Below are 10584 nucleotides of genomic sequence, written 5' to 3' on the forward strand. Positions count from 1 at the left end.
GCGTAGAACTGGTCGACCAGTGCCGTGACCGGTAGCCGGGCGCCATGGTGCTGCGCCTCCGCAAGACACAAACCCAGGTCCTTGCGCATCCAGTCGACCGCGAAGCCGAAGTCGAACTTGTCCTCGATCATGGTCGGGCCGCGGTTGTCCATCTGCCAGCTCTGCGCGGCGCCCTTGCCGATCACACCGAGCACGGCCTTCATGTCCAGCCCGGCCTTCTGACCGAAAGCGATGGCTTCGGCCAAGCCCTGCACCAAGCCGGCGATGGCGATCTGGTTGACCATCTTGGCAAGCTGGCCGGAGCCGGCCGCGCCGAGCAGGGTGACCGCCTTCGAAAAGGCCATCGCTACCGGCTGGATGCGCTCGAACGCGCCCGCCTCGCCCCCACACATGACGGTCAGTGCGCCGTTGATGGCGCCGAGGTTGCCGCCGGAGACCGGCGCATCGATGAAGGCCAGGCCGCGCTCGCGTGCCACCTTGTCGAGCTCGCGCGCAATGTCGGCCGAGGCGGTGGTGTGGTCGACGAACACCGCGCCGGGCTTCATGCCGCCCAAGGCGCCGCCCTCGCCGAGGGTCACGGCGCGCAGGTCGGCGTCGTTGCCGACGCACGCGAACACGATGTCGGCGCCGGCCGCTGCCTCACGCGGCGTGGCGGCAGAGGCGCCGCCGTTCTCCGCGACCCATGCCTTGGCCTTGGCGGCGGTGCGGTTGTAGACGGTGACATGGTGGCCGGCTTTGGCCAGGTGGCCGGCCATGGGCGCGCCCATCACGCCCAGGCCGAGAAAGGCCACGGTGCGCGGGGCGGTCGATTCGTAAGTGCGGGTGCTCATGGGTTTGTCGTCTCCTGTAAAGCGAACGGCCTCGAAACGAGGCCGGCTTGAAGGAGCGAATGATGCTCTAAACGATGGTCAGGTGCTCGGTGCCGGCAGACAGGTCGGCGTTGCGGGCGCGGCGGCTGTTGAGTTTGATCTGCAGCCGCAGATCGTTCACCGAGTCGGCGTTGCGCAGGGCGTCTTCGTAGGTGACCATCTGGCCTTCGTAAAGGTCGTACAGGCTCTGGTCGAAGGTCTGCATGCCGAGCTCGCGGCTCTTCTTCATGATCTCCTTGATCTCGGCCACCTCGCCCTTGAAGATCAGCTCCGAGATCAGCGGCGTGTTGAGCAGGATCTCGACCGCCGCCACACGGCCCGTGCCTTCCTGGCGCGGCAAGAGGCGCTGCGAGACCAGCGACTTCAGGTTGAGCGACAGGTCCATCAGCAGTTGCGCGCGCCGTTCCTCGGGAAAGAAATTGATGATCCGGTCGAGCGCCTGGTTGGCGCTGTTGGCGTGCAGGGTGGCCATGCACAGGTGGCCGGTCTCGGCGAAGGCCACCGCGTGCTCCATCGTCTCGCGGTCGCGTAGTTCGCCCATCAGGATCACGTCGGGGGCCTGGCGCAGCGCGTTCTTCAGCGCCGCCTCCCAGCCGTCGGTATCGATGCCGACCTCGCGCTGGGTGACGATGCAGTTCTTGTGCGGGTGCACGAACTCCACCGGGTCCTCGATCGTGATGATGTGGCCGAAGGAGCTCTCGTTGCGGTGATCCACCATCGCTGCCAGCGAGGTGCTTTTGCCCGAGCCCGTGGCGCCGACGAAGATCACCAGCCCGCGCTTGCTCGAAGCCACGTCTTTCAGAATGCTCGGCAGGCCGAGCGTGTCGATGGTGGGCAGGGTGTTCGGGATCGTGCGCAGTACCAGCCCCACATGGCCCTGTTGCATGAAGGCGTTGACGCGAAAGCGGCCGATGCCGCTCGGCGAGATGGCGAAGTTGCATTCCTTCGTGCGCTCGAATTCGGCCGCCTGCTTGTCGTTCATGATCGAGCGCGCCAGCGCGATCGTGTGCTGCGGCGTCAGCGGCTGCGGCGACACCTTGGTCACGCGCCCGTCGACCTTGACGGCCGGCGGGAAGTCCGCGGTGAGGAAGAGGTCCGAGCCGGTGCGGGCGATGAGGAGCCGCAGCAGGTCGTTGACGAATTTCGATGCCTGGTCGCGTTCCATGAGCTTTCTTTCGTGTGCGTTGTATCGAGGGGCGCTCAGCCGCCGGCCAGCAGGGCCGACAAGCGGGTGCTCACTTGGCGCAGCCGCAGCGAAAGGCGGCGCGCCAGCGAGGCCAGCAGCGCCAGCGCCAGTCGCGGCTCGCTCGCCATCAGCGCCTCGAGCCTGCGTGCGTCGAGCACTGCCAGTACGCAGGGCGTCAGGGTGGTGCAGGCAGAAAAGCGCGAGCCGGCGTCGAGCAGCGACATCTCGCCGAGCAGGTCGCCGGCGTGCGCCTCGGCCAGACGCACGCGCGAGCCGTCGCCTTGCACCCGATCGACCGACAGCCGGCCTTCGAGCACCACGAGCAGGTAGTCGCCTGCCTCGTCCTGGCCGATCACCGCTTGCGCCGCCGGCACCAGCACGAAATCGAAATGGCCCGCCAGGCGGGCCGCCTCGATGGGCGTCAGCGCCATGCCGTGACGGTCGGCCCGCCACACTGCGGTAAACAACTCGCGGCCGCGCTCGGCGGCGAAGGGCTGAGCCATCACGCGCTCGGCGCGCGCGGTCCAGCTCATCTGCAGCGGTGCGGCCTCGCCGCCATCGGCGGCGGTCGGGTTTTCGTGCGGGCGTTCGAGCGACGGTTTCACGGCGACAGCGGGCAAAACGGTGTGCCCCACTTCAGCCGGGGAAGTTTTCCGGCGTCTTGGCGCGGCTGCGCGCTTCGGCGGGCGAGACCAGGTTGCGGCGAACCAGGTCGGTGAGGTTCTGGTCGAGCGTTTGCATGCCCATGCTGTTGCCGGTCTGGATCGAGCTGTACATCTGAGCGACCTTGTTCTCGCGGATCAGGTTGCGGATGGCTGGCGTGCCCAGCATGATCTCGTGCGCGGCGACGCGCCCCGAGCCGTCTTTCGTCTTGCACAGCGTCTGCGAGATCACGCCGATCAGGGATTCCGAGAGCATGGCGCGCACCATGTCCTTCTCGGCGGCCGGGAACACGTCGACCACGCGGTCGATGGTCTTGGCGGCCGACGAGGTGTGCAGCGTGCCGAACACGAGGTGGCCGGTTTCAGCGGCAGTGAGCGCCAAGCGAATGGTTTCCAGGTCGCGCATTTCGCCGACCAGGATGCAGTCCGGGTCCTCGCGCAGTGCGGAGCGCAGCGCGTTGCTGAAGGACAGGGTGTGCGGCCCGACCTCGCGCTGGTTGATCAGGCAGCGCTTGGACTCGTGCACGAACTCGATCGGATCCTCGACGGTGAGGATGTGGCCGTACTCGTGCTCATTGAGGTGATTGACCATCGCGGCCAGCGTGGTCGACTTGCCCGAACCGGTCGGGCCCGTCACCAGCACCAGGCCGCGCGGCTTGAGCGCAAGGTCGGCGAAGATCTTGGGGGCCTGCAATTGTTCGAGCGAGAGGATCTTGCTCGGAATGGTGCGAAACACCGCGCCGGCGCCGCGGTTGTGGTTGAAGGCGTTGACGCGAAAACGGGCCAGGCCCTGGATCTCGAACGAGAAATCGCACTCCAGCAGCTCCTCGTAGGCCTTGCGCTGGGCATCGTTCATGATGTCGTACACCATCTCGTGCACGTTCTTGTGGTCCAGCGGGTCCACGTTGATGCGCCGCACGTCGCCATGCACCCGGATCATCGGCGGCAGGCCGGCAGACAAGTGCAGGTCGGAGGCCTTGTTCTTGACCGAAAACGCCAGCAGTTGGGTGATGTCCATGGAGGCGAAAACGAGCCAGGGCGGGCCCGAAAGACGAGGGATCGAAACGATTATGGCGACGATAGCGAGCAAGTTGGACGAAGTGAGCGGGCGCATCGCACGCGCCTGCGATGCGGCGGGGCGGCCCGTGTCAAGCGTCACGCTGCTCGCGGTCAGCAAGACGTTTTCCGCCGACGCGGTGCGCGAGGCGATGTCGGCGGGGCAAGCGCGCTTCGGCGAGAACTACGTGCAGGAGGCGCTCTACAAGATGGCCGCGCTGGCCGAGGTGCGCCCGCAGCTCGAATGGCACCTGATCGGCCCGCTGCAGAGCAACAAGACGCGCGTGGTGGCCGAGAGCTTTGACTGGGTGCATTCGGTCGATCGCTTGAAGATCGCGCAGCGCCTGTCGGAGCAGCGGCCGGCGCACTTGCCGGCCTTGCAGGTGTGCCTGCAGGTCAACATCAGTGGCGAGGCGAGCAAGAGCGGCCTGGCGCCCGCCGAAGTGCAGACGGTGGCGCGTGCGGTGGCGGCCTTGCCGCGGCTCACGCTGCGCGGGGTGATGGCCGTGCCGGAGCCGGCGGGCGATCTTGCGGCCCAGCGCCGGCCGCATCGCGCCCTGCGCGAACTGCTGGCAAGCCTCAATGCCGGCGGGCTCACGCTCGATACCCTGTCGATGGGCATGACGGCCGACCTGGAGGCCGCCGTGCTTGAAGGCGCGACGATGGTGCGGGTGGGCACGGCGATCTTCGGCGGACGGCCGGCAGTGGCTTGAAGGGCACTGCCCGCTGGTGAGGGCTGCGCGGCCGGGCCGAACTCGCGGCGGCCTGGCTGTGCAACGGCAGCCGTATCCAGCCGCGCGGGCAAGGCATCAGCGACGCTTCTTGGTCACGAAGTGGTGCAGCTCGCCGACGATGCCGCGCCGGAACGCCAGCACGCAGACGATGAAGATGAGCCCGGTGACGAGCGTCACCGATTCGCCAAGGCTGTTGAACCAGTTGATTCCCGTGAGGTCCGCCAGCGCCCGGCCCAGGTTGCCGATCTTGTTTTCGAGCGCGATGATGACCAGCGCGCCGACGATGGGGCCCACCATGGTGCCCATGCCGCCCACCAGTGTCATCAAAATGACCAGGCCCGAGGTGGTCCACACCGCGTCGGACAGCGTGGCGAAACCGAGCACCAGCGTCTTGGTGGCGCCGGCCAGGCCGGCCAGCGCGGCCGACAGCACGAAGGCGACCAGCTTGAAGCGTTCTACGTCGTAGCCCAGCGAAACCGCACGCGCCTCGTTTTCGCGGATCGAGGTGAGCACTTGCCCGAAGGGCGAATGCACGGTGCGGTAGATCACCCAGAACGCGAACAGGAAGATGCCCAGCACGACGTAATACAGCGTCAGGTCGTTCGCCAGATCCAGGCCGAGGAAAGTGCCACGTGGCACGCCTTGCAGCCCGTCTTCGCCGTAGGTGAAGGGCGCTTGCAGGAACACGAAGAACAGCATCTGTGCCAGCGCCAGCGTGATCATCGAGAAGTAGATGCCCGAGCGACGGATCGCCAGCCAGCCGAAGCCCAGTCCCACGATGGCCGCCGCACCGGTGCCGACCAGCAGGCCCACCGGCGCCGGCAGGCCCCAGACCTTGAGCGCGTGGCCGGCGCAGTAGGCCGCGGTGCCGAGGAAGGCGGCATGTCCGAAGGACAGCAGCCCGGTGAAGCCGATCAGCAGGTTGAAGGCGCAGGCGAAAAGCGCATAGCACATCACCTTCATCACGAAGATCGGGTAGGCGCCGACCGCCGGCAGCAGCGCCACGGCGATGAACAGCACGGCGTAGCCGAGCAGCGGCGAGCGCGGCGTGCGTGCGACGGTCGCGCTCGGGGGCGCGCTCACTGGAGCCCCTCGTCCGACAGGACCGTCGGCCGAATCTGCGAGGGCAGACGGGCCGGCTCGGAAGCGATCCGACGCTCGGACCGCAAGAAACGCCCGACTGCCATCACTTCTCCTTGCCGAACAGCCCGGCCGGGCGGATCAGCAGCACGATGGCCATGATGAGGAACACCACGGTGTTGGAGGCCTCGGGATAGAACACTTTTGTCAGCCCCTCGATCACGCCAAGGCCGAAGCCGGTGAGGATGGAGCCCAGGATCGAGCCCATGCCGCCGATCACCACCACCGCGAACACGACGATGATCAGGTTGCTGCCCATCAGCGGCTGAACCTGCAGGATGGGCGCGGCCAGCACGCCGGCGAAGGCGGCCAGCGCCACGCCGCCGGCATAGGTGAGCGTGATCATGCGCGGCACGTTGATGCCGAACGCCTGCACGAGGCGCGGGTTCTCGGTGCCGGCACGCAGCGTTGCGCCCAGCGTGGTTTTCTCGATCAGGGCCCACACTGCGAAGCACACGGTGATCGACGCGACGACCACCCAGGCGCGGTAGTTCGGCAGCACCATGAAGCCGAGGTTGGTCGCGCCCTGGAGTGCGTCGGGCACCGGATAGGGCTGGCCCGAAACGCCGTAGAAGGAACGGAACACGCCCTCGGCCACCAGCGTGATGCCGAAGGTCAGCAGCAGCCCGTACAGGTGATCGAGCTTGTAGAGCCACTGCAGCAGCAGCCGCTCGATCAGGATGCCGAGTGCGCCCACCGCCAAAGGCGCCAGCACCAGCATCGCCCAGTAGTTGAGCCCCAGGTACTCGAGACCCATCCACGCCAGGAACGCGCCCATCATGTAGAGCGCGCCGTGGGCGAAGTTGATGATGTTGAGCATGCCGAAGATGACCGCCAGGCCCAGCGACAGCATCGCGTAGAACGAGCCGTTCACCAGGCCCAGCAACAGCTGCCCGAGGAGGGCGGGCAGCGGGATGCCGAGAAGATCCATCATGTGCGGGTCAGCCTTCGGTCACTTCCGGCATTGCCGACGCAACGATCACTTCTTGACCAGCGGGCACTTGCTGTCGGCCAGCTTCGTGTAGGCCTCGTCGCCGGGGATGCGCTGGGCGACCTTGTAGTAGTCCCAAGGCTCCTTCGATTCGGCCGGCGTCTTCACCTGCATGAGGTACATGTCGTAGCGGTGCCGGCCATCGGGGCCGATGGTGCCGCCCTTGGCGAAGAAGTCGTTGACCTTGGTCGCCTTCATCTGCGCGATCACCTTGTCGGCGTCGTCGCTTTGGGTGGCTTCGACGGCCTTGAGGTAATGCGTGGTGGCCGAATAGTCGCCTGCCTGGAGCATCGAGGGCATGCGCTTGAGCTTGTCGAAGAAGCGGCGGCTCCACGCGCGAGACTCCGGGCTCTGGTTCCAGTACCAGCCGTCGGTCAGGTACATGCCCTGCGTGGCCTTCAGGCCCAGCGCATGAATGTCGTTGATGAACATCAGCAGGCCGGCCAGCTTCATCGTCGAAGTCACGCCGAACTCGTTGGCGGCCTTGATCGAGTTGATGGTGTCGCCGCCGGCGTTGGCCAAGCCGAGAATTTGCGCGCCGCTGCCTTGAGCTTGCAGCAGGAAGCTGGAGAAGTCGTTGGCCGAAAGCGGGTGCTTGACGCTGCCCACCACCTTGCCGCCGGCCTTTTGCACGACGGAGGAGGTGTCGTTCTGCAGCGAGGCGCCGAAGGCATAGTCGGCGGTCAGGAAGAACCACGTCTTGCCGCCGGACTTGACCACCGCGTTGCCGGTGCCGTTGGCCAGCGCCACGGTGTCGTAGGCGTAGTGGATGGTGTAGGGCGTGCAGTCCTCGTTGGTCAGCCGCGCGCTGGCCGCACCGATGGAGATAAAGGTCTTCTTCTTCTCGGCGGCGATCTTGGCCATGGCCAGGTTGGTGCCGGAATTGGTGCCACCGATCAGCATGTCCACACCCTGGGTGTCGAACCACTCGCGGGCCTTGCTGGCGGCCACGTCGGGCTTGTTCTGGTGGTCGGCGTAGATCACCTCGATCTTCTTGCCGGCGACCATGCCCTTCATGTCGGCCACGGCCATCTTGACGGCCTCGACGCCGGCGGCGCCGTCGATGTCGGAGTAAAGGCCCGACATGTCGGTGATGATGCCGATGCGCACCACGTCGCCCGAGATCTGGGCCTGGGCAGCGGCACTGAAGCCGCAGGCGGCCACAGCGGCCAGTGCGATGCGTTGAAGGGCGAAGGTCATGGCGAAATCTCCTGGGTGGATGAGAAAAGGCGTCGGGATCAGACGCTGAGCAACTCGTCGAGCGCCGCCTGCTTGTCGGCAAGCTGCGCCGCGGGGAAAGACAGGGCCACGTTGCCGTGCTCGATCACGTGGAAGTGGTCGGCCAGCCGGGTCGCGAAACGGAAGTTCTGCTCCACCATCACGATGGTGAAGCCCTGGTCCTTGAGCGTGGTGATCATGCGCGCGAGCGCCTGCACGATCACCGGGGCGAGGCCTTCGGAAATCTCGTCGAGCAGAAGGATGTCGGCGCCGGTGCGCAGGATGCGCGCCACCGCCAGCATCTGCTGCTCGCCGCCCGAGAGCCGCGTGCCCTGGCTGGCGCGGCGCTCGGCCAGGTTGGGGAACATCGCGTAGATGTCGGCCTCGCTCATCGGCGTGCCGCGGCCCGCTTTCAGGCGCGGCGGCAGCAGGAGGTTTTCTTCGGCGGAGAGTGACGCGAAGATGCCGCGCTCCTCCGGGCAGTAGCCGATGCCGAGATGGGCGATGCGGTGGGTCGGCCAGCCGATGGTTTCCTCGCCGTGCACCTTGATGGAGCCCTTGCGTTCGCCGGTCAGGCCCAGGATGGCGCGCAGGGTGGTGGTGCGGCCCGCGCCGTTGCGCCCGAGCAGGGTGACGACCTGGCCGCGCGGCACGGTGAGGTCGATGCCATGCAGGATGTGGCTCTCGCCGTACCAGGCGTGCAGATTGCGGATCTCGATCGCCGGCGCCGTGCTCATCTCAATGCGCGCCCTGCAACTCGGTTGCTTCGCTGCCCATGTAGGCCTCGAGCACCGCGGGATGTCGGGACACTTCTTCGTACGGCCCTTCGGCCAGCACCGCGCCGCGTGCCAGCACCGTGATGCGGTCCGCGATGCTGGCGACCACGCGCATGTTGTGCTCGACCATCAGCACGGTGCGGCCCTCGGCGACGCGCTTGATGAGCGCGGTGACACGCTCCACGTCCTCGTGGCCCATGCCCTGCGTGGGTTCGTCCAGCAGCATCAGCTCCGGGCTCATCGCCATGGTGGTGGCGATCTCGAGCGCGCGCTTGCGGCCGTAGGGCAGATCGGCGGCCTGCAGTTGCGCCACGTCGCGCAGATCGACCAGCTCCAGCAGCTCGAGCACCTTGGCGTCGAGCGCGCGCAGGCCGCTCAGGTTCTTCCAGAAGTGAAACGAGGTGCCGGTGAAGCGCTGCAGGCCGATGCGCACGTTCTCCAGCACGCTCAGGTGCGGGAACACCGCCGAGATCTGGAACGAGCGGATCACGCCGCGCCGGGCGATCTGCGCCGGCGCCTCGCGGGTGATGTCGTGCCCGTTGAAGTGGATCGTGCCACGCGTCGGCGCCAGGAACTTGGTCAACAGGTTGAAGCACGTGGTCTTGCCCGCGCCGTTCGGGCCGATCAGTGCGTGGATGTGGCCGCGTTGCACCTGCAGCATCACTCGGTCCACGGCAGTGAAGCCCTTGAACTCCTTGGTGAGCTCGCGTGTCTCGAGAATGAAGTCGCTCATGGGGGTGGCAGGCAAGGCTTGAGACTGTAGGCAGGCGTGTTGCGCTGCAATAGCCGGGTTGCCCCTAAGTTGTTGCCGAGTTGCGCGGCGAAGAGTCGCTTCGGCGACAGTGATCCGTCAGGGAGCTCATGTTGCACGTCCGACACCCTGCGAACGAATTGCTGGCCTGACTGCGCCCGTTCGGCGGTCTTGCGGGTTTGGAGACCTTGGCGCCCCTAACGCCGACTCGTACAGCGATCACTTCCCGCGAGCACCGTTTCGGCGCGCCCATCGCGCGGCTCGCTAGACTGGGCCGGCAACGGCCGCTTTCGTGTGCCCCTGGAGCCTTCGATGACCACCGCCTCTTCCTCCGCAATCGCCTTCATCGGCGGCGGCAACATGGCCAGCGCGCTGATCGGCGGATTGCGGCGCGGCGGTGTCGCGGCCGGCGACATCCTCGTGGTCGAGCCCGGAGCCGAGCAGCGCGAGCGACTGCGGCACGCGTTCGACATCGTGGCCCATGAGCACGCCACACCGGCCCTGGCTGCCGCGGAGTTGGTGGTCTGGGCGGTGAAGCCGCAGCTCTTCAGGGAAGCTGCCGCGCTCTGCCGCGAGCACGTCGCCGGCGCGGCGCAGCTCAGCGTGATGGCCGGTATCCGCAGCGACGCGGTCGTGCGCGCCAGCGGCAGCGAGCGCGTGGTGCGCGCCATGCCCAACACGCCGGCCCTGATCGGCCAGGGCATCGCCGGGCTGTACGCAAGACCCGAGGTGGGCGCCGGGGAACGCGCCAGCGTCGAGGCGTTGCTGGCGCCCACCGGGCGGCTGCTCTGGGTCGATCGGGAGGCGGACCTCGACGCGGTGACCGCGCTGTCGGCGTCCGGCCCGGCCTACGTGTTCCTCTTTCTCGAGGCCTTCATGGAGGCCGCGGTCGACATGGGCTTGAGCGCAGAGCAAGGCCGCGCCCTGGCCCTGGGCACCTTCGCGGGGGCCACGGCGCTGGCCGAGCAAAGCCCCGAGCCGCCTGCAGTGCTGCGCGAGCGCGTCACGTCCAAGGGCGGCACGACCCACGCCGCCCTGAGCGCGATGCAGGCCGACGGCGTGCGCGAGGCCATCGTGCGCGCGGTGCGGGCGGCGCAGCGGCGGGCCGCAGAGCTGGGTGACGAATTCGGCGGCTGACCGGCGCTCGGTGGCGACCTGCGCAGCGCGCACGCCGCACGGAGTGTGGGGCGGCCGGCCATTG

The 10584-nt window shown here is 67.4% G+C and carries 11 protein-coding genes; 2 read left to right on the top strand and 9 right to left on the bottom strand.

Annotated features, from left to right (window positions below):
* The 4 genes from H0W38_RS08260 to H0W38_RS08275 form a co-directional block, all read right to left on the bottom strand.
* Window positions 1-830, bottom strand: an 830-nt coding sequence (locus H0W38_RS08260) for an NAD(P)-dependent oxidoreductase (protein ID WP_292452791.1), incomplete at its 3' end; no start/stop codon positions are given.
* Window positions 831-897: 67 nt separating this feature from the next.
* Window positions 898-2034: a PilT/PilU family type 4a pilus ATPase gene (locus H0W38_RS08265; protein WP_292452793.1), complete on the bottom strand. Its 1137-nt coding sequence runs from the start codon at window positions 2032-2034 to the stop codon at window positions 898-900.
* A gap of 35 nt (window positions 2035-2069) precedes the next feature.
* Window positions 2070-2660, bottom strand: coding sequence for a cyclic nucleotide-binding domain-containing protein (locus H0W38_RS08270; protein ID WP_292452795.1), 591 nt, complete (start codon window positions 2658-2660; stop codon window positions 2070-2072).
* Between the two features lie 31 nt (window positions 2661-2691).
* Window positions 2692-3735, bottom strand: coding sequence for a type IV pilus twitching motility protein PilT (locus tag H0W38_RS08275; RefSeq protein ID WP_292452798.1), 1044 nt, complete (start codon window positions 3733-3735; stop codon window positions 2692-2694).
* 52 nt (window positions 3736-3787) lie between these two features.
* On the opposite strand from H0W38_RS08275, the gene H0W38_RS08280 reads away from it, so the two are divergent.
* A complete protein-coding gene (locus H0W38_RS08280; RefSeq protein WP_292452800.1) occupies window positions 3788-4486 on the top strand; it encodes a YggS family pyridoxal phosphate-dependent enzyme in 699 nt (232 codons plus the stop codon).
* 96 nt (window positions 4487-4582) lie between these two features.
* On the opposite strand, the gene H0W38_RS08285 is transcribed toward H0W38_RS08280, so the two are convergent.
* The 5 genes from H0W38_RS08285 to H0W38_RS08305 form a co-directional block, all read right to left on the bottom strand.
* Entirely contained in the window at window positions 4583-5590 is a 1008-nt protein-coding gene (locus tag H0W38_RS08285; protein WP_292452802.1) for a branched-chain amino acid ABC transporter permease, read from the bottom strand.
* A gap of 103 nt (window positions 5591-5693) precedes the next feature.
* The gene (locus H0W38_RS08290; protein ID WP_292452804.1) at window positions 5694-6581 is read right to left on the bottom strand and encodes a branched-chain amino acid ABC transporter permease; all 888 of its coding nucleotides are present in this window, start codon (window positions 6579-6581) and stop codon (window positions 5694-5696) included.
* Window positions 6582-6626: 45 nt separating this feature from the next.
* Window positions 6627-7838: an ABC transporter substrate-binding protein gene (locus H0W38_RS08295; RefSeq protein ID WP_292452806.1), complete on the bottom strand. Its 1212-nt coding sequence runs from the start codon at window positions 7836-7838 to the stop codon at window positions 6627-6629.
* Between the two features lie 38 nt (window positions 7839-7876).
* On the bottom strand, window positions 7877-8593 hold the full coding sequence (locus H0W38_RS08300; protein WP_292452808.1) for an ABC transporter ATP-binding protein: 717 nt from the start codon (window positions 8591-8593) through the stop codon (window positions 7877-7879).
* 1 nt (window position 8594) lies between these two features.
* Window positions 8595-9365, bottom strand: a complete 771-nt coding sequence (locus H0W38_RS08305; protein ID WP_292452810.1) for an ABC transporter ATP-binding protein — start codon at window positions 9363-9365, stop codon at window positions 8595-8597.
* Between the two features lie 330 nt (window positions 9366-9695).
* Here H0W38_RS08305 and proC point away from each other — a divergent pair, with 330 nt between their 5' ends.
* Complete coding sequence (gene proC / locus H0W38_RS08310) at window positions 9696-10520, top strand: pyrroline-5-carboxylate reductase (protein ID WP_292452812.1); 825 nt, start codon at window positions 9696-9698, stop codon at window positions 10518-10520.
* Window positions 10521-10584: the final 64 nt, after the last annotated feature.

Origin of the sequence: Methylibium sp., assembly GCF_013817365.1 — a bacterium.
Classification (GTDB): Bacteria; Pseudomonadota; Gammaproteobacteria; order Burkholderiales; family Burkholderiaceae_C; genus Methylibium.